At 71.0% G+C, this 24,112-nt stretch carries 26 protein-coding genes and 1 tRNA gene; 17 read left to right on the top strand and 10 right to left on the bottom strand.

Translation table 11 applies throughout. The features are described from left to right. The first annotated feature begins 9 nt into the window (after window positions 1-9). The 12 genes from ACFWWQ_RS04215 to xerC all read left to right on the top strand — a co-directional run bounded on the left by ACFWWQ_RS04215 (window position 10) and on the right by xerC (window position 7,282). Complete coding sequence (locus ACFWWQ_RS04215; RefSeq protein ID WP_384589778.1) at window positions 10-798, top strand: GntR family transcriptional regulator; 789 nt, start codon at window positions 10-12, stop codon at window positions 796-798. Window positions 799-983: 185 nt separating this feature from the next. After that, window positions 984-1,340 carry a hypothetical protein gene (locus ACFWWQ_RS04210; protein WP_384589775.1) on the top strand — a complete coding sequence of 119 codons (357 nt, stop codon included), beginning with the start codon at window positions 984-986 and terminating at the stop codon, window positions 1,338-1,340. A gap of 5 nt (window positions 1,341-1,345) precedes the next feature. Beyond that, window positions 1,346-2,722, top strand: a complete 1,377-nt coding sequence (locus ACFWWQ_RS04205) for an FtsK/SpoIIIE domain-containing protein (protein ID WP_384589772.1) — start codon at window positions 1,346-1,348, stop codon at window positions 2,720-2,722. 83 nt (window positions 2,723-2,805) lie between these two features. Beyond that, the gene (locus tag ACFWWQ_RS04200) at window positions 2,806-2,994 is read left to right on the top strand and encodes a hypothetical protein (RefSeq protein WP_384589769.1); all 189 of its coding nucleotides are present in this window, start codon (window positions 2,806-2,808) and stop codon (window positions 2,992-2,994) included. A 4-nt stretch (window positions 2,995-2,998) separates the two neighbouring features. Then, window positions 2,999-3,631 carry a DUF2637 domain-containing protein gene (locus ACFWWQ_RS04195; RefSeq protein ID WP_384589766.1) on the top strand — a complete coding sequence of 211 codons (633 nt, stop codon included), beginning with the start codon at window positions 2,999-3,001 and terminating at the stop codon, window positions 3,629-3,631. A gap of 13 nt (window positions 3,632-3,644) precedes the next feature. Further along, window positions 3,645-3,830 carry a hypothetical protein gene (locus ACFWWQ_RS04190; protein WP_384589763.1) on the top strand — a complete coding sequence of 62 codons (186 nt, stop codon included), beginning with the start codon at window positions 3,645-3,647 and terminating at the stop codon, window positions 3,828-3,830. Next, window positions 3,830-4,021, top strand: coding sequence for a mobile element transfer protein (locus ACFWWQ_RS04185; protein WP_384589760.1), 192 nt, complete (start codon window positions 3,830-3,832; stop codon window positions 4,019-4,021). The genes ACFWWQ_RS04190 and ACFWWQ_RS04185 overlap by 1 nt, the downstream gene beginning before the upstream one ends. An 11-nt stretch (window positions 4,022-4,032) precedes the next feature. Beyond that, window positions 4,033-4,227, top strand: a complete 195-nt coding sequence (locus ACFWWQ_RS04180) for a hypothetical protein (RefSeq protein ID WP_384589757.1) — start codon at window positions 4,033-4,035, stop codon at window positions 4,225-4,227. Between the two features lie 148 nt (window positions 4,228-4,375). Beyond that, a complete protein-coding gene (locus ACFWWQ_RS04175; RefSeq protein ID WP_384589754.1) occupies window positions 4,376-4,570 on the top strand; it encodes a SpdD protein in 195 nt (64 codons plus the stop codon). A 77-nt stretch (window positions 4,571-4,647) separates the two neighbouring features. After that, window positions 4,648-5,952: a replication initiator gene (locus ACFWWQ_RS04170; protein ID WP_384590283.1), complete on the top strand. Its 1,305-nt coding sequence runs from the start codon at window positions 4,648-4,650 to the stop codon at window positions 5,950-5,952. Further along, window positions 5,949-6,137: a helix-turn-helix domain-containing protein gene (locus ACFWWQ_RS04165; protein WP_100606026.1), complete on the top strand. Its 189-nt coding sequence runs from the start codon at window positions 5,949-5,951 to the stop codon at window positions 6,135-6,137. Before ACFWWQ_RS04170 ends, ACFWWQ_RS04165 begins: the two co-directional genes overlap by 4 nt. Next, a complete protein-coding gene (gene xerC / locus ACFWWQ_RS04160) occupies window positions 6,137-7,282 on the top strand; it encodes a tyrosine recombinase XerC (RefSeq protein WP_384589751.1) in 1,146 nt (381 codons plus the stop codon). Before ACFWWQ_RS04165 ends, xerC begins: the two co-directional genes overlap by 1 nt. Before the next feature lie 68 nt (window positions 7,283-7,350). On the opposite strand, the gene ACFWWQ_RS04155 is transcribed toward xerC, so the two are convergent. Beyond that, a tRNA-Val gene (locus tag ACFWWQ_RS04155) sits at window positions 7,351-7,425 on the bottom strand. Window positions 7,426-7,567: 142 nt separating this feature from the next. Between ACFWWQ_RS04155 and ACFWWQ_RS04150 the strand changes: the two genes are divergently transcribed. The 3 genes from ACFWWQ_RS04150 to ACFWWQ_RS04140 all read left to right on the top strand — a co-directional run bounded on the left by ACFWWQ_RS04150 (window position 7,568) and on the right by ACFWWQ_RS04140 (window position 10,006). Continuing rightward, complete coding sequence (locus ACFWWQ_RS04150) at window positions 7,568-8,941, top strand: hypothetical protein (RefSeq protein ID WP_384589748.1); 1,374 nt, start codon at window positions 7,568-7,570, stop codon at window positions 8,939-8,941. Window positions 8,942-9,041: 100 nt separating this feature from the next. Continuing rightward, entirely contained in the window at window positions 9,042-9,701 is a 660-nt protein-coding gene (locus tag ACFWWQ_RS04145; protein WP_384589745.1) for a DUF4383 domain-containing protein, read from the top strand. A 92-nt stretch (window positions 9,702-9,793) separates the two neighbouring features. Next, window positions 9,794-10,006, top strand: coding sequence for a zinc ribbon domain-containing protein (locus tag ACFWWQ_RS04140; protein ID WP_143944668.1), 213 nt, complete (start codon window positions 9,794-9,796; stop codon window positions 10,004-10,006). A 205-nt stretch (window positions 10,007-10,211) separates the two neighbouring features. Here ACFWWQ_RS04140 and ACFWWQ_RS04135 read toward each other — a convergent pair whose 3' ends face one another. The 3 genes from ACFWWQ_RS04135 to ACFWWQ_RS04125 all read right to left on the bottom strand — a co-directional run bounded on the left by ACFWWQ_RS04135 (window position 10,212) and on the right by ACFWWQ_RS04125 (window position 14,874). Further along, window positions 10,212-11,048, bottom strand: coding sequence for an HAD family hydrolase (locus tag ACFWWQ_RS04135; protein WP_384589740.1), 837 nt, complete (start codon window positions 11,046-11,048; stop codon window positions 10,212-10,214). Beyond that, a complete protein-coding gene (locus ACFWWQ_RS04130; protein ID WP_384589738.1) occupies window positions 11,048-13,597 on the bottom strand; it encodes a phosphoribosyltransferase in 2,550 nt (849 codons plus the stop codon). Before ACFWWQ_RS04130 ends, ACFWWQ_RS04135 begins: the two co-directional genes overlap by 1 nt. Window positions 13,598-13,701: 104 nt before the next feature. Continuing rightward, window positions 13,702-14,874 carry an HpcH/HpaI aldolase/citrate lyase family protein gene (locus ACFWWQ_RS04125; protein WP_384589735.1) on the bottom strand — a complete coding sequence of 391 codons (1,173 nt, stop codon included), beginning with the start codon at window positions 14,872-14,874 and terminating at the stop codon, window positions 13,702-13,704. A gap of 195 nt (window positions 14,875-15,069) precedes the next feature. On the opposite strand from ACFWWQ_RS04125, the gene ACFWWQ_RS04120 reads away from it, so the two are divergent. Beyond that, a complete protein-coding gene (locus ACFWWQ_RS04120) occupies window positions 15,070-16,134 on the top strand; it encodes a TerD family protein (RefSeq protein WP_384589732.1) in 1,065 nt (354 codons plus the stop codon). A 103-nt stretch (window positions 16,135-16,237) separates the two neighbouring features. On the opposite strand, the gene ACFWWQ_RS04115 is transcribed toward ACFWWQ_RS04120, so the two are convergent. From ACFWWQ_RS04115 to ACFWWQ_RS04090, 6 genes are all read right to left on the bottom strand, one after another. After that, window positions 16,238-16,975, bottom strand: coding sequence for a Tellurium resistance (locus ACFWWQ_RS04115; RefSeq protein ID WP_384589729.1), 738 nt, complete (start codon window positions 16,973-16,975; stop codon window positions 16,238-16,240). A 96-nt stretch (window positions 16,976-17,071) separates the two neighbouring features. Next, window positions 17,072-18,208 carry a DUF475 domain-containing protein gene (locus tag ACFWWQ_RS04110; RefSeq protein WP_384589726.1) on the bottom strand — a complete coding sequence of 379 codons (1,137 nt, stop codon included), beginning with the start codon at window positions 18,206-18,208 and terminating at the stop codon, window positions 17,072-17,074. 57 nt (window positions 18,209-18,265) lie between these two features. Further along, window positions 18,266-18,841 carry a TerD family protein gene (locus ACFWWQ_RS04105; RefSeq protein WP_384589723.1) on the bottom strand — a complete coding sequence of 192 codons (576 nt, stop codon included), beginning with the start codon at window positions 18,839-18,841 and terminating at the stop codon, window positions 18,266-18,268. Between the two features lie 164 nt (window positions 18,842-19,005). Then, complete coding sequence (locus ACFWWQ_RS04100) at window positions 19,006-19,581, bottom strand: TerD family protein (protein ID WP_384589720.1); 576 nt, start codon at window positions 19,579-19,581, stop codon at window positions 19,006-19,008. A gap of 161 nt (window positions 19,582-19,742) precedes the next feature. After that, window positions 19,743-20,201, bottom strand: a complete 459-nt coding sequence (locus ACFWWQ_RS04095; protein ID WP_384589717.1) for a peroxiredoxin — start codon at window positions 20,199-20,201, stop codon at window positions 19,743-19,745. A gap of 148 nt (window positions 20,202-20,349) precedes the next feature. Next, window positions 20,350-20,781 (bottom strand): DUF3052 domain-containing protein, encoded by a 432-nt coding sequence (locus tag ACFWWQ_RS04090; RefSeq protein WP_384589713.1) that lies wholly within the window; start codon window positions 20,779-20,781, stop codon window positions 20,350-20,352. Between the two features lie 529 nt (window positions 20,782-21,310). Between ACFWWQ_RS04090 and aceE the strand changes: the two genes are divergently transcribed. After that, window positions 21,311-24,043 carry a pyruvate dehydrogenase (acetyl-transferring), homodimeric type gene (gene aceE, locus ACFWWQ_RS04085; protein ID WP_384589710.1) on the top strand — a complete coding sequence of 911 codons (2,733 nt, stop codon included), beginning with the start codon at window positions 21,311-21,313 and terminating at the stop codon, window positions 24,041-24,043. Window positions 24,044-24,112 lie beyond the last annotated feature (69 nt).

The following is a 24,112-nucleotide window of genomic DNA, read 5'->3' as shown; positions in this document are numbered from 1 at the left end:
GGAGTCAACATGCCCGCTCAGGGTACTGCCCTGCTCGGCGCGCTGGACCCCACCAGTGACCGCGCGGTGTTCCGGCAGATCGCCGACCAGCTCCGCGAGGCGATCGACAAGGGCCGGTTCAAGGAGGGCGACAAGCTGCCCTCCGAGACGGAGCTGGTCGAGCATTACGGCGTTTCGCGGATGACCGTCCGCAATTCCCTGGCCGTCCTCCAGGGCGAGGGCCTGGTGGTCTCCGAGCACGGCAAGGGTGTCTTCGTCCGGCCGCGTCCGCCGGTGCGGCGGCTGGCCTCGGACCGTTTCGCCCGGCGCCATCGCGAACAGGGCAAGTCCGCGTTCACCGTGGAGGCCGAAGCCGCGGGCAGCCGGCCGGAGGTGGACAGCCTGGAGGTGAAGGAGGAGCGCCCCTCGCAGGACATCGCCACGCGCCTGGGCGGAGCGCGCCGCGTGCTGGCTCGTCGCCGCCGCTATCTGCTCGACGGCCGGCCGGTCGAGTTCGCCACCTCGTACATCCCGCTGGACCTGGCGACCGGCACCCCGATCGCCCAGCCGAATCCGGGCCCCGGCGGCATCTACGCCCGGCTGGAAGAGTTGGGGCACCGGCTCGACCACTTCGACGAGGAGATCCGTGCCCGGATGCCCACGCCCCAGGAGGTCAAGACGCTTCGGCTGGCGTCCGGCGTCCCGGTCATTCACCTGACCCGCACCGCGCATGACACCGAAGGGCGCGTGGTCGAGGTCTGCGACACGGTGATGGCCGCCGACGCGTACGTCCTCAACTACCAGCTACCTGCCACTTGATGACGGGGTGGAGGGAACGCTGATGCGCTTCCGCCCCTCCTCCCTCAGCTCGTACACACGAGACACTGAACTCGTATAGACGAGTAGCCGTCTCTGTGTCATAGTGATCTCCGCGCTTCGGAATTCCGGGCGCGAAGGTTGCAGCTTGTCTAGACGACTAGCTATCGATGGAGAGGGAGAGAACGTTGCGTTCCATCCGCGTGGAGACCTCGGCGGCCACGATCCTGCTGACCGAGGCTCCGGAGAAGAAGCTGAAGGACCGGCGGACCGGCGAAGTCGCCACCGACGCCAACACCGGTGAGGTGCTGTGGACGGTCGGGGTCGTCTACATCGAGGGTGGCGAGTCGGCGCTCCTCAAGGTCACCGTGCCGGAGAACGGGCTGACCGAGGGGCTGGCGGTCGGGTCGCCGGTCTCGCTGGCCGGGCTGGTGGCTCGACCGTGGGAGTCCACGTTCAACGGCCAGGAGCGGCACGGCATCGCCTTCCGGGCCACGGCCGTGATGCCCGCCGAGTTCACCGTTCCGGCTGCGGCGGCGGCCTGATCGCCGTGTCCGATCTGCTGACGTTGTTGGGGGTGGGCGCCCCGGTCGCCGCGCTTGGTGGCGGTGGCGCCTACCTCCGGGTGAAGCATCCGGCTGCCTTCTGGTGCACGGCCGGTCTGCCACTGTCGACGGCTCGGCTGCTCGGTTCGTACGGCTCGACGATGGAGTCGTGCGGGCTGACGGTCCCGCCGTCCCGGCTCCGTGCTCTGCTTGTCCATGCGGCGACCCGGCGCGAAGTGCGGCCCGTACCGCCACGTCGGGGCCTGATCCGGCCGACCTCGACGGGCATGCGAATCCGGCTTCGGCTGGCTGCGGGCCAGGAACCGGCGGATGTGGCGGCCTCGGCCGAACGCCTGCGGCATGCCTGGGGCGTCCATGCCGTGTACGTGTCCGAGATCAAGCCGGGCGTGGTCGAGCTGCGGCTTGTCGGCTTCGATGTGCTGCGGAAGGTTCGGATGCCGCGCAAGGTCGAAGGTGGGTTTCTGAAGGTTCCGGTGGCGCTGCGGGAGGACGCGACTGCGTACGTCCGCGACTACCGGGCGGTTCCGCATCAACTCACGCTGGGCGCGACGCTTTCGGGGAAGTCGATGTTCCTGCGCCATCTGGTCGCCGGGCTCGCTCCGCAGCCGGTTGCCCTGGTTGGGATCGACTGCAAGCGGGGTGTGGAGCTGGCACCGTTCGCCCCGCGGTTGTCGGCGCTGGCTACGGACTCCGGGCAGGCGGCTGAGCTGCTGCCGGTGCTGGTGCGGTTGATGGAGGAGCGGTACGACCTGATCAAGGCGCGGCAGGGGATCGCGCCGGACACCCTGGACGCCGACATCACGTCCGATGTCTGGGGGCTTCCGGAGTCCGAACGGCCGGTTCCGGTGGTCGTGTTCGTGGACGAGGTGGCCGAACTCTTCCTCGTCGCCACCCGCAAGGACGAGGAACGGCGAGACGAGATGGTCACCCAGCTCATCCGCCTCGCCCAACTCGGCCGCGCCGCCGGCATCTACCTCGAAGTGTGCGGCCAGCGCTTCGGCGCCGAACTGGGCAAGGGCGCCACGATGCTCCGTGCCCAGCTCACGGGACGCGTCTGTCATCGAGTCAACGACGAAGCCTCGGCCAAGATGGCTCTTGGCGACATCGCCCCTGAGGCCGTACTCGCCGCGTGCGGTATCGCGCCCGAACGGCCTGGTCTTGCCGTCGCCGGGGACACCTCCGGCGGCTGGTCCCGCATCCGTACGCCGTACCTGTCCCTCACCGACGCTGCCGCCGTCTGTGCCGCCTCGGCTCATCTGGTCCCGGACGTTCCGGCGCTTGATCGCTTCCGGCCTGTCGTGCCGACCGGGGCGCCCGGCCCGTCGATTCCGCTGGTCAAAACGCTTCCCGTGACCGGCTGACCTCACCTCCTCAACGGTCGGCGCGACCGCTTCGCGCCGCGTCCCTACCCGTCCCATGCCTGAAACCGAAAGGAGGTCCGTTCATGGAGGACGAGCAGATACGCGCATCCCTCCGCCGTATCGAGACGGCCGTACGGGCCGGTGACTACGCGGCCGCGCTGGCGGACGCCCGTCGCCTCTACCTGGGCGCCACCAGCGAAGCCGAACGTGCCGAGCTGCTGGCCGTACTCGGGCCTCGGGCCGTCCCGCCCACCGCATCCGCGAATGGATAGGCCGATGAGTGCGTACCTCGCCCGCGTGGACGCGGTACTCGTCCAAGCCGTCATCGCCGCCGCACTGTCCTTCGCTCACCTGCACGACATCGCGGTGGCGGCCGGGCAGGACGGTTGGAAGGCGTGGGCCTATCCCGTCTCGGTGGACCTGTTGCTCATGGTGGCCTGGCGGCGGCTGCGATCCGGTGTGGATAGGCGGGCCGGGTGGTGCTGGTTCGTCATTGCGTTGACCGCCTCACTCGGCGCCAACGTCGCCACGGCCGGCCTCCTGGATCTGCATGACGTCCCACCCTGGCTGCGCATTCTCGTCGCGGGGTGGCCTGCGGTCGCCTTCCTCGGCGGATCGCTGCTGGCGCACTCCGGTCCGCAACGGGGTGAGGCCGAGACTACGCCCGCGCCGGAACCGGAAGGAACCATGCCCACTCCGACTCCTGAGGTCGAGCCCCAGCAGCCGGAGCCCGAGTCCCCCGACTCCACGCCCTCCGCGCCACCCGTCCCCGCCGCCCTGGTCGCCCACGCCCGCCGGATCGCCGCCGACCACCACACCCGTACCGGCGCCCCCATCGACACCACAACCCTGCGCACCCGCCTCGGCGTCCCCACGCAGCTCGCCGAAGCCATCGCCGCCCACCTCTGAAGGAGATCGCCCAGTGCGTCCGTCCACCCTCCGCGCCTTACAGCGCGCCGCCGAACTCACCCGCAACAACCGCTTCGCCGAAGCCATGGCCACCGCCGACCCCGTCATCCGCTCCGCCGACCCGGACGAAAGCCAGGAGATCGCCCGCTGGCTGACCGACCACGCCGACGACTTCACCCGCGCACCGGAGGACTGCTGATGCCCGCCCACCGCCGCTTCCGCAACGTCGTCCGCATCGGCCCCGTCCAGATCGGCACCGCCTACGACCTGCGGGGCCGGGAGAAGCACACCGCCGCATGCACCGCCCCGCGCTGCGGTTTCTCCGCCGACTACGACAGCCGCGCCGCCGCCGAACCGGCCGCCCGTACCCACCGCTGCCCCGTCCGCTGAAAGGCCCGCCCGTGACCGTCACGTTTCCTCTGGTTCTCGTCCTCGGCGTCGTCGCCTGGGCCGCGATCAAGTTCCTCGGCATCCGCATGTGGGCCGCCCTCGTGATCGCCCTCTTCGGCTTCTGGCTCGCCCACACCTTCCTCGCCCCCGCCGTGGAGTCCGGCACCCGCACCGGCGTCCATCTCGCCAACGGCAAACACATCTAGACGACTAGCTGACAGGAGATTCGCTGTGTTCCTGAACCCGAAGCCCCCGGAAGCTCCGCCCGTCCCGACCACCGCCGTGACGCTCCCGCCCCAGGCGGTCCCTCAGCCCGCGTGCGCATGCCACCACGCCCCCGCCCCGGCGCATGCGGTGACTCAGGCCCCGGCTCCCCACCGTCCGCTTGCCCCGCTCATCGCAACCGGCGCCGGAGCCGCGCTCGCCGTCGTCGCCGTGGGCGTCGTGCTCACCGCTCTTCTCACCGCCGTCGCGGTCGGGGCCATCTCCGTCGCCATCTGCGCCGTCGTCCTGCGCTCGCTCCTCACCAACTCCCACCACCGCCGCTGAACGGAGGCATTCGCCCCATGCCCGCCCGCACCACTCCGCCGCTCACGCACCTGGCCGCCCTGGCCTCGCTCGGCACCATGCCCGCCCTGCTCCGGCAACTCCGGGGACTGGGCGGATGCGGCCACCCCATCCGCCTCGACGGCCACCGCACCGAGATCCACCCCGCCACCGGGCAGATCCTCTCCGAACTCCACGCCACCGACCTGCCCGCCGGTCACCTCCTGGTCCGCTGCAACAACCGCCGCACCACCCGCTGCCCGGCCTGCGCCGAGACCTACCGCCGCGACACCTACCAACTGATCACCACCGGCCTGCGCGGCGGCAAGGGCACCCCTGAACACGTCGCCACCCACCCCCGCGTGTTCGCCACCTTCACCGCCCCGTCCTTCGGCCCCGTCCACAACCGCCCCACCGGACCCGGCAAAACCGTCCGCCCCTGCCGCTGCGGCACACGCCACCCCGACGACGCTGCCGAACTGGGCACCCCGATCAACCCGGACACGTACGACTACGAAGCGGCCGTGCTCTGGAACGCCCACGCCGGCGCCCTGTGGCGGCGCTTCTCGATCTACCTCCGCCGGGAGATAGCCAAGCGGGCCGGTCTGACCCAACGGGCCTTCCGCCACCACGCCCGCATCTCGTTCGCCAAGGTCGCCGAGTACCAAAAGCGCGGCGCCGTCCACTTCCACGCCGTCATCCGCCTCGACGGCCCGACCGGCAGCGACGCCCCGCCCCCGGCCTGGGCCACGGTCGACCTCCTGACCGACGCCATCCAGGCCGCCACCGCCAAGACCACCGTCCACGGCCCGACCCTCGACGGCAGACCCCACACCTTCACCCTCGGCAAGCAACTCGACATCCGCCCGATCCGCTCCGCCGACCTCGACGGCGGCACCGCTCTCACCGAACGCGCCGTCGCCGCCTACATCGCCAAGTACGCCACCAAGGGCGCCGAGACGGCGACGGGAACCCTCGACCGCCCCCTCAAGTTCCTCGCCGAACTCGCCCAACTCGACGTCAGCGACCACGCCCGCCGCCTGATCCGCACGGCCTGGACCCTCGGCGCCCGCCGCGACCTCGAACACCTCCGCCTCCGCGCCTGGGCCCACATGCTCGGCTTCCGCGGCCACTTCTCCACCAAGACCCGCCACTACTCCACGACTCTCGGCGCCCTCCGCACCGCCCGAGCCGAATGGCGCCGCCTCCAGACCGAATCGCCCGCCCCGGCGCCTGCCACCACCCTCGTCCTCTCGCACTGGACGTTCGCAGGGACCGGCCTCACGCCCGGCGAGGAATGGCTCTCCGCCTCCCTCTCCCCCGACCGCCAACCCACCCACGAACCGCCCGCCCACCACGAAGCCGAAGGAGACGCACAGGCATGACCACCGCCACCGGACAACTGCTCACCGTGCCGGAGGTCATGACCCGGCTGAAGTACGGACGCTCCAAGGTCTACGACCTCATCCGCTCCAAGCGCCTCATCTCGATCACCGAGGGCCGATCCCGCCGCATCCCCGAAAACGCCCTGGCGGACTACATCCGCGACCGCATCGAGGAGGCCGCCTGATGTCCACGCCCCGCAAGCGCAACCCCAATGGCGCTGGCACCATCACCCAACGCAAGGACGGCCGCTACCAGGCCGCCGTCTACGTCCTCCAGCCCGACGGCACCCGCGCCCGCAAGTACGCCTACGGCAAGACCTGGACCGAATGCGACACCAAGCGCCGCGCACTCCTCGACAAGGCCGACCAGGGCATCCCCGTGCCCACCCGCTCCGCCAAGCTCGCCGAATGGCTGCCGTACTGGCTGGAGGAGATCGTCAAACCCCAGCGGAAGCGCACCACCGCGGCGAAGTACGAGACCCACATCCGCCTCTACCTCGTGCCGGAGCTGGGCAAGAAGAGCCTGGAAAAGCTGAGCGCCCGTGACGTACGGACGGCGCTTTCGAAGATCAGCAAGGCCAACACATCCGCGACGGCGAAGGAGTCACACCGGGTTCTTCGTTCCGCGCTGTCGGCCGCCTGTCGGGAAGAGCTGATCACCCGCAACGTGGCGAAGCTGGTGGAGGCCCCGAAGGTGGATACGTACGAGGGGCAGCTCTGGACGCTGGAGCAGACGCTCGCCTTCATCCTCGTCTCCCGGCGCGACCCGCTGTACGCGGCCTTCATGCTCGCGGTGGGGCTCGGACTGCGGCGGGGTGAGATCGTCGGGCTCCGATGGCAGGACGTGGACCTCGACGGCCGGACGGTACAGATCCGCAAGCAGCGTCAGCGGGTCCGTGGTGAGTACTACGAGGACGACACGAAGAACCGTCGCAAGCGGACCCTCCCACTGCCCCTGCTCTGCGTGGCGCCTCTTCGCTGGCAGCGCCTGCGCCAGGAAGCAATGCGGATCAAGGCGGGTGCCGGCTGGCACGAAAGCGATCTCATCTTCACCACGCGCACCGGGCAGCCGGTCGAGGGAAGCAACGCCCTGCGGTCGTTCCACCGGCTGACGGCCAAAGCGGACCTCCCCCGCATCCGGGTCCACGATGCCCGGCACGGTGCGGCGACCCTGCTCGCGGCCGGCAACGTCCATCCCCGCGTCGCGATGGAGATTCTTGGGCACAGCAAGATCAGCGTGACCATGGACATCTACACGCACGTCCCCGACGCGCTGAAGCGGGAAGCCGTGGCCCACATGGACCGGATGCTGAAGCCGCGCCGTCGCTGACGGCACCCGTTGATGTCAAACGTGGATGTCAAAGGCCCCTCGCCATGATCGGCGAGGGGCCTTTTCGCTGGTGGGCACAGACGGATTCGAACCGCCGACATCTGCTTTGTAAGAGCAGCGCTCTACCGCTGAGCTATGCGCCCTGGTCGAGGCGACAGACTACCTTGCCGTACGGGCCGAACTGCAAGCCAGCGGGCGTATCGCGAACTTACCGGCCGGTGTGTTCGTTTCTCCCGAGTGGGAGAATGGCAGCCGGTTCCGGGGCGATCCGATCGGGAGAGGGATGTGACGGCGACACACACGCAGCCGTACGAGCAGCGAGCACGCCGTCGGGCCCGCGGGGGGCCGTTGCGTGAGGCGGTGGCGCTGGTGCTGCTGCCGTTGCCGCTGCTGGTCGCGGTGGCTCCGGCGGCGTTCGCCGGGGGCGGTACGCGGCGGTGGTTCGGGCGTGGGGACGGTCAGCGGGCCGAGGCGCAGGCGGCGAAGGACGCGGCCGCGGCGGCGTTCTACGAGCTGGACACCGCGCAGCGGGATCTGCGCATCTCGCTGGAGACGATCACCGCGGTCGACAACTCGCCGCGGGCGAGCCGGGCGGCCGAGGAGTACGAGGGGTTCATCCGGCGGATCGACGAGGTCAGCCAGGGGTACATCACGGCCGTCGACGCCCATGACCTGGACCGCGACGATCTGGATGGCGCGGCCGCCGGGCGGGCGCGGGCCGATCTGACGCGGGCCAGGGAGGAGCTGGAGCGCGCCAAGGCCGATCTGGACCGTTTCGGGCAGGGTCTGGGCCCGCTGCTGGCGGCGGCGGAGACGCAGCTCGCGCGGCTGGCGCCCGCCGTGGAGCGGGCCCGGCAGGCGCTGCTCGCGGCGAGCAACGCGCTGGACGCCGTCCGCGCCAAGGGCTTGACGGCCGACGAGCTGGCGGCCCGGCTGGCGGCGCTCGCACCGGAGCTGACCAAGCTCAACGAGGGCGCCGGCCGGCACGGCGTGCAGGAGACGATCCGGCGCGCCGACGAGGTGCTGCGCCGGGGCGAGGAGCTGCGGGCGGAGGCCGAGCGGCTGCCGGAGCGGGCGGCCGAGATCGACAAGCGCCTGGTGTCGCTGCGCACCCGCGCGCAGGCGATCTCGACGCGGGCCGGGCAGGTCGATCCGGTGCTGAGCGAGCTGCGGCGGCGGTACAGCGCGGCGTGCTGGCAGGATCTCCAGCGCGTCCCCGAGCAGGCGGCGGAGTCCGTGGCGCAGGCCGGGACGAAGCTGCGCGAGGCCCAGCGGGCGCGGGACGGGCAGCGGTGGGCGGACGCGACGAGCCTGCTGGCGACGGTCCGGGCGCTGCTGGACACCACGAACGACGCGGTCTCGGCAGCCGGTGACCGTCTGCAGCGGCTCGACGCGGTCTCCTTCGACCGGCAGAAAGAGGTCGACCGGACGCGGTTCGCGGTCCGGGACGCCCAGCGGCTGGCGATGACGGGCCGCAGTACGCCCGATCCCCGCCATGCGCGCCCGTTGGACGACGCGGTCGCCCGGCTGGACCGCGCGGTCGCCGGTCTGGAGGGCCGTCACCCCGACTGGTGGCACTTCCTGACCGAGACGGAGGCGGTACGCGAGACCGCCGCGCGGGTGGTCCGCGAGATCAGGGAGGAGCGGGGCGGGGGCTGAGCCGGGCCGGCCCGCGGCGCATTGGCGTGACCCGACCCCCTGACGGATCCTGGAAAGCAACACAGCCCAAGCGGCACGTTCTGCGCGAGGGAGGCCGGAGATGGCTACCACTGGGGCTACCGGAACCACGAGGGTCGGACCGCACGGTCTGCACGGACCCTCGAATCTGTTCCGTGGGGGCAAGCTGCGCCACACCCGACTCGACGAGCATCTGCCGATCGATCACCGGCTCAGCAAGGTGTACCGGGTCGGCGCGGGACTGATGGGCCTGGTCCTGGTCGCGTTCGGCATTCTCGGTCTGATCGACAAGATCGGGTTCTTCGACACCGGTGGCGCGACGGTCGCCGGGCTGAACACCAACGGCGCGCTGAGCGTCCTGTCGATCGTCGTGGGCGTAGTGCTGTTCGGCGGCATGGTCATCGGCGGCAACTTCGCGTCGACGCTCAACATCGTGCTGGGCCTGCTGTTCCTGCTGAGCGGTTTCGCGAACCTGGCGCTGCTGCAGACCGACGCGAACTTCCTCGCGTTCAAGATCCAGAACGTGCTGTTCAGCTTCGTGGTCGGCCTGCTGCTGGTGATCTTCGGTATGTACGGGCGGGTCAGCGGCGGACTGTCCCACGACAACCCGTACTGGCGCGCCCGTCACCCCGAGGCGGTCCACCGGCCGACACCCGCCCCCGGCCCCACGGCAGCCCGGGAGGCGGCGCTGGATCAGCTACGGAAGGGCGAGGCGCCGGACACCGGACGGGCCGGGGCCTGATCACCGGGCCGGACGTGCCGCCGCCGGGTGCCCGCCCGGCGGCGTCCCGTGCCGGGCGGGGCCGCGGGCCGGACAGCCCGTAATCTGTCGCCATGCCTCGTTACGAGTACCGGTGCCGTCCCTGTGGTTCCACCTTCGAGCTGAGCCGGCCGATGGCCGAGTCCGCCGCGCCCGCCGTCTGTCCGGACGGGCACGAGGACACCGTGAAGCTGCTCTCCACCGTCGCCGTCGCCGGATCCGCCCCGGCGCCCGCGCCCTCGGGAGGCGGAGGCGGCGGCTGCTGCGGAGGCGGCTGCTGCGGCTGATCCCGCGCCCGCCACGTAGCGGCATCCGGGGCGCGGGCCCCGGACGCGGGTACGGAAGAAGACCCCCGGTGTGATGGAGCTGTCCAGGAACACACCACGCCCGGAGGTCTTCGCCTCCTACCGTAGCTGCCGCTGACCTGCTCGGATGCATCCGGCCCGGCCCGGCCCCGCCCCGAGGCGCCGGGCCGCCCGGGCCCCCGCACCGTCACGCGAGCGCGCCCCGGGCCCCGTCCCCCTCCCGTACCGCCTCGTGGAAAGCGCGGAGGATGCGTTCGCCCGCGGCGGCTCCGCGTTCGGTCAGGGCCGTGACCTGCGGGGCGTGCCAGTCGGTGGCGGCCAGTTCGCCGTGGCCGGGGCGCCAGGCGCGGTCCGCGGCGAGGAGGAGGTCGGCGTCGAGCAGGGAGTCGCCCGCGGCGAGGACCTTGGTGGCGCCGGTGCGGCGGCGGACCTCCGCGACCGCCGCGCTCTTGGTCAGCGGCTTCGGCACCGCGTAGACCTTGCGGCCCTGGAGCGAGACGGACCAGCCGCGGCCGTCCGCCCAGGCGGTCAGCTCCTCGATCCAGCCGTCGGGCAGCAGCGCCCGCTCCACGACGAGGTACGCGAAGAGGTCCTCGGCGGTCCGCTCCCTGAGCAGCCAGGCGGGGTCGGCGGCGCGGACCAGATGGGCGTGGACCTCGTCGAGCGGGGCGCAGCCCTCGGCTAGGCGGGCGGCGACCGTGCGCTGCCAGTCGCGGTCAGGTACGCCGTCCACCAGCAGATGGCCGCCGTTGGCGCAGACCGCGAACCGCGGCGGCGGGCCGGGCAGACGGATGCGCTGGTACTGCTCGCGGGTGCGGGTGGTGGCCGGGACGAAGACGGCCCGGGCGGCCAGGTCGGTGAGCAGCGCCGCCGCGGTCTCCGTCAGGTAGGAGAGCGGGCGCCTTTCGTAGACCTCGACGCAGAGCAGGCGGGGCGCCTCGGCGTCCGGCACGGTGAGGTCCAGCGCCGCCGCCGAGTAGATCAGGGTGCGGTCGAGGTCACTGGCGACAAGGGTGGTCGTCATCAGGCCGCCCTCCGTCCGTCGGCGCCGGTCGCCCCGCGGGTGTAGCGGGGGTGGATCAACCCGACGCAGGCGTAGGGGAGCTCGCCGACCTCCTCGACGGGGACGCCGCGTTCCTCGGCGAGCAGGCGTACGTGGTCCAGGTCGGGTCCGGCGCCGCGGCGGGCGAGGATCTTCCACGGGACCCGGCGCAGCAGCACCCGGGTGGTCTCCCCCACGCCGGGCTTGACGAGGTTGATGTCGTCGATGCCGTACTCCTTGCTGATCCGCTCGACGGCGTCCCACCCCTCCCAGGTGGGGCGGCGGTCCTCGGTGGCCAGGCGGGCGGCATCGGCGGCGACGCCGTCCGCGACCTCGGCGAAGCGGGCGGTGACCGCGTCGAGGAAGGTGCCGGAGAGGTCTGCGCCGGACAGCTCGCGGTAGAACTTGGCGCCGTGGAAGTCGTCCGGCCCCACCAGGTCGTCGCGGAGGACGGTGCGGGATATCAGCCCGGAGACGGTGGAGTTGAGGCAGGCGGACGGGATGAGGAAGTCGTCGCGGGTGCCGTAGGTGCCGACGCAGCCGCCGGGGTCGGCGAGGACCGCGATGCGCGGGTCGAAGCCGGGGAACTCCGCCAGTGCGGCGGTGAGTTCGCGGGTGATGGCGCCCTTGCCCGTCCAGCCGTCGACGAAGACGACATCGGCCGGGTCGTGGTGGGCGGCGAGCCAGCGCAGTGCGGTGGTGTCGATGCCGCGGCCGCGGACGATGGAGACGGCGTAGTGCGGCAGGTCCAGGCCGTGCGCGTGGTGCGCCCAGCGGCGCATCAGCACGCCGACGGGCGTCCCGGCGCGGGCCAGCGAGACCAGTACCGGCCGGGGCGGCGGGCCCGTGAGGTGGCCGCGGCGGCGCGGGAGTTCGGCGAGGACGGTCTCGGTGACGGCGCCGACGGCGCGGGCGATGCGGGCGGCGGACGTCTCCAGCGCGGCGTGGAAGAGCGCCTGGTACCGCTGGGACGGCTGGTACTCGACGGGCAGCGATTCCGCGTAGTGCGCGCCGCCGTTCTGGATGGCTTCCTCACGCTCCTCGGTCGGCGCCTCCAGCGTCACCGCGGACAGGTCCTGGAGCAGCCAGCCGACCTCCTCGGGGGCGTACGAGGAGAACGCGGGGCCGCGCAGCGGTTCGGGGAGGGGCATGGTCGGGGCCTGTCGGTGTGGTGCGGGGTCCGCGGCGGCGGGCCGCGGGGTGTGGGCGGGAACGACGGCGAGGAGCAGCCGGTCGGTGTGGGCGGCGAGGCGGTCCAGCAGGCCGCCGGGGGCGTGGAGCCCGGGGGTGTCGCCGTGCGAGTCGACGACGGCGACGATCGCGTCGAAGCGGCGGGCCGGGTCGCCGCCGGGCGCGACGTTGTAGGCGTGGCGCGGGCCGGGGCCGTCGGCCGGGTCGTCGTGGGCGGGGAAGGTGAGGCGGGTGCGGAGGGCGTATCCGGGGTCGTCGACGGCGAGGACCGGGGAGCGGGTGGTGGTGGAGAAGAACACCGCGGGACCGTCGTCGTGGCCGGTGCCGTCCGCGGCCCAGCTCTCGGCGGCGCGCTCGGCGTCCAGGGCGCCGAAGCCGTCGGGTGCGCCGAGCCGCTGGTCGAGGGCGTGGGCCAGCCGCAGCGGTGCGTACATCAGCTCCTCGTTGCCGAGCACGAGGACGCGGCGGGCGGCGCCGAGGTGGTCGCGGAGCCGGTCGGCCATGGCGGGCAGCGCCGCGTCGAGCCGGGCGCGGTGGGCGGGGGTGAAGCCGTGGCGGCCGCCGTCCGGCAGGCCGTCCGGCCAGGCCAGATCGGTCCGGACGGCGGCGTTCCGCGGGGTGACGGGCGGTGCCTCCTCCGGGGCGTCATGGGCGGCGACCAGCTCCTGGCCGCGCCGCAGGACGTCGGCGGGCAGCCGTACGCCCCCGGCGGCGAGCGCGAGGAGGTCGACGCGGGCGCCCAGGTCGGCGGCGCACTTCTCCAGGTGGCGGCGGTCGCGCTCGGAGCGCATGTCGACGAGGGCGACGACGACGTACCGCTGCCGGGGGAAGCGCGCGTGCAGCGCCTTGATGGTGTTCAGGACCGTGCGGCCGGTGGAGAACTCGTCGTCGACGAGGACCAGCGGACCGTCGCCCGCGAGCAGCGCCGGAACCTCGGGCAGCAGCAGATGGGAGGTGGCGTGGGAGTGCTCCTCCTCGAAACCGCCGGCGGGTGCGACGCCCGCCACCGGCCTGCGGGTGGAGTGCAGATACGGCGCGAGGCCCAGGCCGTCGGCGACGGAGTGGCCGAGTCCGGTGGCCGTCTCGGCGTACCCGAGGACCACCGCGCGGGACGCCGCGTCGTCACCGAGCAGCGCCCGCACCCGGCGGCCCAGCCCCACGCCGACGCCGTGCACCACACCGGGCCGCTGCGGCACATGCTTGCCGAGCACATGCGAGACGAGCAGATGGGCCCGTTTGGGGTTGCGCCGCAGCGCCAGCCCCAGCAGCCCGGGCAGCTGGTCCCCGCCGCTGAGCGAGACCCCGAGCCGCCGAGCCACCCATTCTCCCGTCCACACCACGCGTTTCTTCTCCTCCGTCGAATTCCCTGTGCGTACGGGCGCCGTGCGGGGCCCGCGGGGCGGTCGCGCCGTGCGCCGCCCGTCGTCCGTTCCGTCCGCCGCGGTCAGTCCTGCGGCACGCTCGCGGTGAGCAGTTCCACGAAACCGACGCCCTCGCGGGCCACCCCGAACGCCTCGGCGCGCAGCAGGGTGCGCTCGGCCCAGGCGCGGTGCGGCTTCACCTCGTTCATCTTGTTGGTGTACGCGGAGCGGAGGACGCCGCCGTCGCCGCGCTCGGGCCGCAGGATGTCGGCGGCGTCGCTGAACTCCTCGTGGCTGACGACCGAGAGGGCGTGCACCGGCGCGACGTGCGAGGGATGGATGCAGGTCTTGCCCAGCAGGCCGTTGGCGCGGTCGAGTTCGATCTCGCGCAGCAGCCCGTCCATGTCGTGCTCGATCAGCGCCGTCCGCAGCTCCTCGGCGCGGCCCTGGAACGGGCTGCGGCGCAGCTGCGGTTTGAACATCCGCTCGTGCAGCCGGAAGTACTCCCACACCGGCCCGGTGACGGTGAACCCGCTGCCGTCGGCCCGTCCCAGCACATTGACCACGTCGGCGATGACGGAGGCGACGATCTGGACGTCGTAGGCGGTCATGTCGGGCGCGCGGCGCAGTCCGTATGCGGAGCAGAAGTCGGTGACGCCGAGGCGCAGGGCGAGGACGCGGTCGCGGTGGGCGTCGACGGTCGTGGCGATCCCGGCCAGCGTTTCGCGGCGGCTCTCCAGGTGGAGCAGTTGCGGGGACTCCAGGACCGGCATCGCGAAGAGCCGCCGGCCGCAGGCGGCTTCGGTGGCGCGCAGGGCCTCCAGGAACGCGGCGCCGCGCTCCGCGGTGAACTTCGGCAGGACGAAGCCGGAGAGGCGACGCACCGCGGGCCCCATCCGCCGCGCGAGATCGGATATCTGGTCGGGCGTGCGGACGCGGATGAAGAGGAGGGGGAGGTCGGCGCCGCCTTCGGCCGCCGCGTCGAGCAGCGCGAACTGCCGGACGAGGTTGTCCTCCCCGGCCACCACCTCGGCGTCGCTGATGGAGTCCTCCAGGCAGAGGACCATCGACACGACGCCGCGCCCGCTCTGCTTGCGGATGTCGTCGGCGAGCCGTGGCCGGGTGGCGGGACTGTAGAGCGTGGCGCCGAGCGCGGTCGCGAGGGTGCGGGCGGGCGAGGCTGCGGTGAACTCCACCGGCTCTTGGTGGAACAACTTCTTCCGGATGTCGGGCCCGAGATGCCCAAAATGCCGCATACAACTCCCCGTATACAGGCGCGAACCGGGCACACCCGCTGCGTCTTGACCTCTGGATCCAGCCGATAATCGTACGTGCGGGGGGCGACGGAAAGTTCCCTCGGGCGGGAAATCGCCCCGGTACGCCCGCCCCGCGCGCCCACCGGCCGGTGCCCCGCGTTGTCCGCCCGGCCTCGGGGAAGGCAGGATTGCGCTATGACGCACGCCATGCTGAAAGGGTCGAACGTACCCGTGGACACCACGGCCGTACGCGCCGTCCTGCGGTGGACACCCGGCGCGGACGTCCCGGACGTCGACGCCTCGGCGCTGCTGGTCGGGCCCGGCGGACGCGTGCGCTCCGACGAGGATTTCGTCTTCTACAACCAGCCGCAGCACCCCGGCTGCGGCGTCCGCCACCTGGCCAAGACCCCGGTCGGCGAGAGCCTGACCGACGCTCTGGAGGCCGACCTCACCACGCTCGACGCCTCCGTCGACCGCGTCCTCCTCACCGCCTCCGCCGACGGCGGAACCTTCGGGAACGTGCCGGACCTGCGGGTCCTGCTGTACGACGCGGCGGGCGGCGACGGCGAACCGCTGCTGCTCTTCGACATCGTGCCCGACACCGGCAACGAGACGGCCCTGATCTGCGGTGAGCTCTACCGGCGCGCCGGTGGCTGGAAGTTCCGCGCGCTGGGCCAGGGGTACGACAGCGGACTGCTCGGCCTGGCCACGGAGTTCGGGATCTCGGTCGAGGAGGACGGCGAGGGCCACCCCCCCGAGCCGTCCGGCCCGTCCGCCGCACCGGCCCCGCACCCCGCCGCCCCGGCGCTCCCGGACGGCCCCCCGGTGGTGGGCGGCGCCGACGGCCCGGTGGTCCCGCCGCCGTCCGCATGGCCCGAGGAGGCGGCCGCCCCGCCCGTCGCCGCGGCGGGCGGCGGTCACCCCGCGTCCGACCCGGACGCCGCGACCCAGTACGTCCCGGACCCCGGCCAGTTGCCCGACGCCTTCCCCCTCGCCCCGCCGCAGGGTTCCCCGGCGACCGGAGGCTACGGCTACGGCTACCCGCAGCACGTCCCCCCGCCGCCCGCCCAGCCCCCGGCCCAGCCTGCCTACGGCTACCCCGGCCCGCCGTACCAGCAGCCGGGCCCGCCGCCGTACCAGCCGCAGCCCGCGTACGGCTACCCTCAGCAGCCCCCGGCGTACGGCTACCCACAGCAACCGGCCGCGCCGGAGCCCGCCTTCGTCCTGCCGCCCCAGGGCCCGCAGTTCCAACGGCGCTGAGAGTGCCGCGCCCCGGGGCGGGCCCCACGACGGAGGCGCACCCCGGGGCGCGACGGACGGCGGGCGGGCCCGGCGCGGCGACCGGCCGGGCGTGGCCCCGGACTCACGCCTTCGACTTGTAGCCCCGGCCCCAGTGGAGTCCCCAGCCGTAGAGCCGGTCCAGCTCCGCCTGGAAGCCGTAGACGTACTTCACCTCGCGGCGCACCGTCAGCTCGCCCTTGCTGTTCTCCAGCGTGAAGATCGCGCAGGACCGGGCCTGCGGCGCCCGCTCGTCGAGCCGGATCTGCACCCGCGGCCCGGTGGTCGGGTAGAGCGTCACCACCGCGTGCGTACGGTCGAAGGCGGGCGTGCCGTCGTAGATGTAGACGAAGATCAGCAGCCGCTTGATCTCATCGCGTTGGTCCATGTTGATGTACAGCGTCTCGCCGGACGGCGAACCGAACCGGTCGTCGCCGCTGAGCTGCACATACGGCGCGGTGTTGAGGTCGCCGAGGAAGTCGCCGAGCGGCTGCACCACGCCCTTGGTGCCGTCCTTCAGCTCGTACATGCAGGCCAGGTCGAGGTCGATCTGGACGACCGCCGGGCCCTGCGACTGCACCACCTCGGGCGTGAACATCCGGCTCGGGTGCCGCAGCAGGGAGCGCAGGCTCCGCCTGCTGCGGTCCCCCAGATCCGTGGTCCGCATCTGCCAGTGCAGATTGACCCGCATATGGCCGTGGTCCGCGCCCTGTTTGCTGAGCGAGACCACCGGTTTCCGCTTCGTCAGCTCGACGACGTACGACCCGCCGCCGTTGTCGAACACCGGCGCACCGCCGCGCCAGAAGTTCCCGAGGAACGACACTTGCCCACCCCACTGCTCGGCCCGATGACAACGGGGCGGCCCGAGGTCCGCACCCCGTGGCCGCCCCGCTGAGAGCGTTCCTCAATCAGGCCGGCGTCACACGCCGGAGGATACTTCGGCCTTCACCTCGGCGCCGTCGCCGGACCCGGCCTCGCGGCGGTTCTTCACCACCGAGGACCAGAACGACAGCCCGATCAGCACGATGCCGATGAGACCGGTGACGACCTCGGGGATCTCGTACTTGATGGTGGCGAGCAGGATGACGGCGAGCGCGCCGATCGCGTAGTGCGCGCCGTGCTCCAGGTAGACGTAGTCGTCGAGGGTGCCCTTGCGGACCAGGAAGACCGTCAGCGACCTGATGTACATCGCACCGATGCCCAGGCCCAGCGCCATCGCGAAGATGTCGTTGGTGATGGCGAACGCGCCGATCACGCCGTCGAAGGAGAACGACGCGTCGATGACCTCCAGGTAGAGGAACATGAAGAACGCGGCCTTACCGGCCAGGCCCACGGCGGCGCCGGCTCCCTTCTTCGCGGGCGTCGCGGCGGCCTCGTCCTCGTCCTCCTCGTCCTCCTCGTCATCCTCCAGCTTGTCCTCGAAGTACCCGGAGATACCGCCGACGACGAGGTAGGTGATCAGACCGCCGACACCGGCGAGCAGGACCGTGGCGGTCTTGTCACCGCCGCCGTGCGCGACGTTCGTGGCGACCGTCACGGCGGCCACCAGCAGCGCGGCCAGCGCGACGATCACGGAGAGGGTGTCGAGCTTGCCGAGGCGGGCCATCGGCTTCTCGATCCAGGCCAGCCACTTGTGGTCGCGCTCCTCGAAAAGGAATTCGAGGAAGATCATCAGCAGGAAAATGCCGCCGAAGGCCGCGATGGCCGGGTGGGCGGCGGTGACCAGCTCCTGGTAATGGGCCTTGTCGTTGATGGCGAGCTTGACCGCCTCGATCGGCCCGAGTTTCGCCGTGATCGCCACGATGACGACCGGGAACACCAGCCGCATGCCGAAGACCGCGACCAGAATGCCGACGGTCAGAAAGATCCGCTGCCAGAAGGCGTTCATCTTGCGCAGGATGCCCGCGTTGATGACCGCGTTGTCGAACGAGAGCGAAATCTCCAGGATGGAGAGGATCCCGACGATTGCGAGCCCCTGCCACCCCCAGAGCACACCGGCCACGGCGAGGCCGACCACCGTGACGGCGAACGACCAGCCAAAGGTTTTCAGGAGCACTGCCTACCCATTTCTTTCCCTAGCGCTGCGGGCCCCCGCGTACACGGCGTGGCGCCTTTACGAAACGTTGACCCCGAAGTCTAGAGCGATGCCCCGCAGACCCGACGCGTACCCCTGGCCCACGGCCCGGAACTTCCATTCTCCGTGGTAGCGGTACACCTCACCGAAGATCATCGCCGTTTCGGCGGAGGCGTCCTCGCTCAGGTCGTACCGCGCGAGTTCGCTGCCGTCGGCCTGATTCATGATGCGGATGAAGGCATTGCTGACCTGACCGAAGCTCTGGCCGCGCAGATCCGCCTCATGGATCGACACCGGAAAGACGATCTTGTCGACGCGGTCGGGCACGCCGGTGAGGTCGACCAGGATCGACTCATCGTCGCCCTCGCCCTCACCGGTGAGATTGTCGCCGGTGTGCTCAACGGAGCCTTCCGGGCTCTTGAGGTTGTTGTAGAAGACAAAGTACTCGTCGCCCAGCACCCGGCCCCCGGCGCAGAGCAGCGCGCTGGCGTCCAGGTCGAAAGGGGCCCCTGTGGTGGACCGTGCGTCCCAGCCGAGACCGACCATGATCTGTGTGAGGTCCGGCGCGGCCTTGGACAGGGAGACATTGCCTCCCTTGGCGAGTGTGACGCTCATGGTGTTCGGATCCTCCCCGGTGTCGTGACGGGCCGCGGCGCGCCCTGGGCCGCCGCCCCTGTGCGCGCGTGCGGCGCCGCACCCCCTTGCGGGGCGTACGGCGCCGCACGTGGTCAAGCGGTGTCGCGGGCGTCGCGCCTCGGGGGCCGCGGGCCCGCGAGCGGTCAGACGTTGACGCCGAAGTCCTGCGCGATGCCGCGCAGCCCCGAGGCGTACCCCTGGCCGATGGCGCGGAACTTCCAGTCCGCGCCGTTGCGGTACAGCTCGCCGAAGACCATGGCGGTCTCGGTCGAGGCGTCCTCGCTGAGGTCGTAGCGCGCCAGCTCGTTGCCGTCGGCCTGGTTGACGACGCGGATGTACGCGTTGCGGACCTGGCCGAAGCTCTGCTGGCGGGTCTCGGCGTCGTAGATCGACACCGGGAAGACGATCTTCGCGACATCGGCGGGGACACCGGCGAGATTGACCTTGATGGCCTCGTCGTCGCCCTCGCCCTCACCGGTGGTGTTGTCGCCGGTGTGCTCGACCGAACCGTCGGGGCTCTTCAGATTGTTGAAGAACACGAAGTTCTGGTCGCTGGCCACCTTGCCCTGGTCGTTCGCCAGCAGAGCGCTGGCGTCCAGGTCGAAGTCCGTACCGGTGGTGGTACGCGCGTCCCAGCCCAGACCGACGAGCACGGCGGTCAGATTGGGGGCTTCCTTCGTCAGCGAGACGTTGCCGCCCTTGCTGAGGCTGACTCCCACGAGTCCTCCCATAGAGTCGAGGGGTACGTCAAGATTTTTTGCGCCCCCATCGTGCATGGCATCGGATCAACGAATCGATCCTAGTGACCGGTTCCCGCCGATCGCAGATATCACTGGCGAATGTCGGCTGCGGCGGGAACCGGCGCCACCCACGGCGTCGCTCAGAGGGTGTCGAGCGCCTTGACGTACTCGTTCAGGTCGCGCGCGTCGGGCAGACCGTTGACCACCGACCAGCGGACCACGCCCTCCTTGTCGATGACGAAGGTGCCGCGCACCGCGCAGCCCTTCTCCTCGTCGAAGACGCCGTACGCGCGCGACGCCTCACCGTGCGGCCAGAAGTCCGACAGCATCGGGTACTCAAGGCCCTCCTGCTCGGCGAAGACGCGCAGCGAGAACGGGGAGTCGTTGGAGACGGCCAGCAGCTGCACGTCGTCGTTGACGAACTTGGGCAGCTCGTCGCGGAGCGCGCACAGCTCGCCCGTGCAGACGCCGGTGAAGGCGAAGGGGTAGAAGAGGAGGACGACGGCCTTCTCACCACGGAACTGGGAGAGCGTGACCAGCTCGCCGTGCTGGTTCTTCAGCTCGAAATCCGGAGCCTTCGTGCCGACCTCGATCGCCATGGGGTACATCCCTTCGCTCACGTTCAAACGGGTATCGGCCCAACCCTACGCGCCCGCCCGCGCGCGCCGGAGGCCGTCCCCGGACGGCACCGAGCCCCCTCCGGACAGATCCGGAGGGGGCTCGGGTGCGGCTGGCGGAAGAGGCCGCTCAGCGCTTGCCGGACTTCGGCGTGACCAGCCGGCTGCCCGACCAGTCCTTGCCCGCGTTGATGCTCTTGGTCTGGGACAGACCCGCGGTCTGCGCGGCCTCATTGATGTCGCTCGGCTCGATGTAGCCCTCGCGCCCGGTCTTGGGCGTCATCAGCCACACAGGGGCGCCCTCGTCGATCAGGCCGATGGCATCCACCAGCGCGTCCGTGAGGTCACCGTCGTCGTCCCGGAACCACAGCACGACGGCGTCTGCCACGTCGTCGTAGTCCTCGTCGACGAGGTCCTGGCCGATAACGGCCTCAATACCTTCGCGGAGTTCTTGCTCGACGTCGTCGTCGAAGCCGATCTCCTGGACCACCTGCCCGGGCTCGAACCCCAGCCTGGCGGCAGGGTTGGTCCGCTCCTCCGCGTGGTCCGCGGTCGCGCTCACGGATTGCCTCCTGTCGTGTTTCGGAAATGCTCTGGAACGCCCCGCGCGTGCGCGGAGCATTGGGCGTAGTCCACACGGGCGGGACGGATCGCGCAAGTACCCGGCCGCGGAGACCGCCTAAACGGTGACGATTGGCGGCGTCTCGCCGCAACTGCGACCCCGTCCGGACAGGCCGAAGTGATGTACCTCACGACGATCTGCCGGGTTTGCGGTGTGGACAGTCGCGGCGATCCCTCCTAGACGTTCTACCCGCCCCTCGGACACCCATGCGGATGACGTACCTCAGTACGTCACCCTCCGTCGACATGGGCGTATGGTTGCGATTTGGCCGACCTGTCACCGCGGCCCGCGCCGCCATCGGCCCCCGGCCTGGGGTTACCCCTCGGTAGAGATGACGTATCGCGATGTCTCGGTACACGATGGAAAGCGGCGCGACCGCCGACAGACACCACAGAGAGACACCATCCGACCGCGTGCGCAGCAGCTATCGCGTGCAGAGCACGACATGACCCGAACACGAAGGAACAGCGTGGCTTCCGGATCCGATCGAAACCCGATCATCATTGGCGGCCTTCCCAGCCAGGTCCCGGACTTCGATCCCGAAGAGACCCAGGAATGGCTCGACTCGCTCGACGCTGCCGTCGATGAGCGAGGCCGGGAACGAGCTCGCTACCTCATGCTTCGACTGATCGAGCGTGCCCGCGAGAAGCGCGTGGCCGTGCCCGAGATGCGCAGCACGGACTACGTCAACACCATCGCCACCAAGGACGAGCCGTTCTTCCCCGGAAACGAGGAGATCGAGCGCAAGGTCCTGAACGCGACCCGGTGGAACGCGGCCGTCATGGTCTCCCGGGCGCAGCGCCCCGGTATCGGCGTCGGCGGTCACATCGCCACGTTCGCTTCCTCCGCCTCCCTGTACGACGTGGGCTTCAACCACTTCTTCCGGGGCAAGGACGACGGCAAGGGCGGCGACCAGATCTTCTTCCAGGGCCACGCCTCCCCCGGCGTGTACGCCCGCGCGTATCTGCTGGACCGGCTCTCCAACGCGCAGCTGGACGCGTTCCGCCAGGAGAAGTCCAAGGCCCCCAACGGTCTGTCGAGCTACCCGCACCCGCGGCTGATGCCGGACTTCTGGGAGTTCCCGACCGTTTCGATGGGCCTGGGCCCGCTCGGCGCGATCTACCAGGCGCGGATGAACCGCTACATGGAGGCGCGCGGCATCGCCGACACCTCCGCCAGTCACGTCTGGGCCTTCCTGGGCGACGGCGAGATGGACGAGCCGGAGTCGCTGGGCCAGCTCTCCATCGCCGCGCGCGAGGGGCTGGACAACCTCACCTTCGTCGTCAACTGCAACCTGCAGCGCCTGGACGGCCCGGTCCGCGGCAACGGCAAGATCATGCAGGAGCTGGAGTCGCAGTTCCGCGGCGCCGGGTGGAACGTCATCAAGCTGGTCTGGGACCGCAGCTGGGACCCGCTGCTGGCGCAGGACCGCGACGGCATCCTGGTCAACAAGCTCAACACCACGCCCGACGGTCAGTTCCAGACGTACGCCACCGAGACCGGCGCGTACATCCGTGACCACTTCTTCGGCGGCGACCACCGGCTGCGCGCCATGGTCGAGAACATGACCGACGACCAGATCCTGCACCTGGGACGCGGCGGTCACGACCACAAGAAGATCTACGCGGCGTACGCGGCGGCCAAGGCCCACAAGGGCCAGCCGACGGTGATCCTCGCGCAGACCGTCAAGGGCTGGACGCTCGGCCCGAACTTCGAGGGCCGCAACGCGACCCACCAGATGAAGAAGCTGACGGTCGAGGACCTCAAGGGCTTCCGCGACCGGCTGCGGCTGCCGATCCCGGACAAGGAGCTGGAGGACGGCCTGCCGCCGTACTACCACCCGGGCCGCGACTCCGAAGAGATCCAGTACATGCATGACCGCCGCACGGCGCTGGGCGGCTATGTGCCGACCCGTGTCGTGCGCGCCAAGCCGCTGGCGCTGCCGGACGACAAGGCGTACGCCGGTGCCAAGAAGGGCTCCGGGCACCAGAAGATCGCCACGACCATGGCGTTCGTCCGGGTGCTGAAGGACCTCATGCGGGACAAGGAGATCGGCAAGCGCTTCGTGCCGATCGCGCCCGACGAGTACCGCACCTTCGGCATGGACGCGTTCTTCCCGTCGGCGAAGATCTACAACCCGCTGGGCCAGATCTACGAGTCGGTCGACCGCGAACTGCTGCTGGCCTACAAGGAGTCGCCGACCGGCCAGATGCTGCACGACGGCATCACCGAGGCCGGTTGCACCGCCTCACTGATCGCCGCGGGCTCCGCCTACGCCACCCATGGCGAGCCGCTGATCCCGGTCTACGTCTTCTACTCGATGTTCGGTTTCCAGCGGACCGGCGACCAGTTCTGGCAGATGGCCGACCAGTTGGCGCGCGGTTTCGTGCTCGGCGCGACCGCCGGCCGTACGACGCTGACCGGCGAGGGCCTGCAGCACGCCGACGGCCACTCCCAGCTGCTGGCCTCGACCAACCCGGCGTGTGTCGCCTACGACCCGGCGTACGGCTACGAGATCGCGCACATCGTCAAGGACGGTCTGCGCCGGATGTACGGCGAGGACTCCGAGGACGTCTTCTACTACCTGACCGTCTACAACGAGCCGATCCAGCACCCTGCCGAGCCCGCCGACGTGGACGTCGAGGGCATCCTCAAGGGTCTGCACCGGATCAAGGCCGGGGAGAAGGGCGAGCACGCGGCCCAGATCCTCGCCTCGGGTGTCGCGGTGCCGTGGGCCGAGGAGGCCCAGCGGATCCTGGCGGACGAGTGGAACGTCAAGGCGGACGTCTGGTCGGCGACCTCCTGGAACGAGCTGCGCCGCGAGGCCGTGGACGTCGAGCGCCACAACCTGCTCCACCCCGAGGAGGAGCAGCAGGTCCCGTACGTCACCCGCAAGCTGGCGGACGCGCCCGGCCCGAAGGTCGCGGTGTCGGACTGGATGCGTTCGGTGCCGGACCAGATCGCGCGCTGGGTGCCCGGTGCGTACCAGTCGCTGGGCGCCGACGGCTTCGGCTTCGCGGACACCCGTGGCGCCGCCCGCCGCTTCTTCCACATCGACGCGCAGTCGATCGTGCTCGGTGTGCTGACCGAACTGGCGAAGGAGGGCAAGGTCGACCGCTCGCTGCTGAAGCAGGCCATCGACCGCTACGAGCTGCTGGACGTCACGGCCGCCGACGCCGGGGAGGCGGGCGGCGACGCCTGATCCGCCGCACGGCCCCTGCCGCGCCCCCGACCGGGGCCCCGGTGGGGGGCGGGGCGGGGTTTCCGGGGC

Origin of the sequence: Streptomyces sp. NPDC059080, assembly GCF_042739975.1 — a bacterium.
In the GTDB taxonomy this organism is placed as follows: Bacteria; Actinomycetota; Actinomycetes; order Streptomycetales; family Streptomycetaceae; genus Streptomyces; species Streptomyces benahoarensis.
This window is presented reverse-complemented; position numbering and strand designations above follow the sequence as displayed.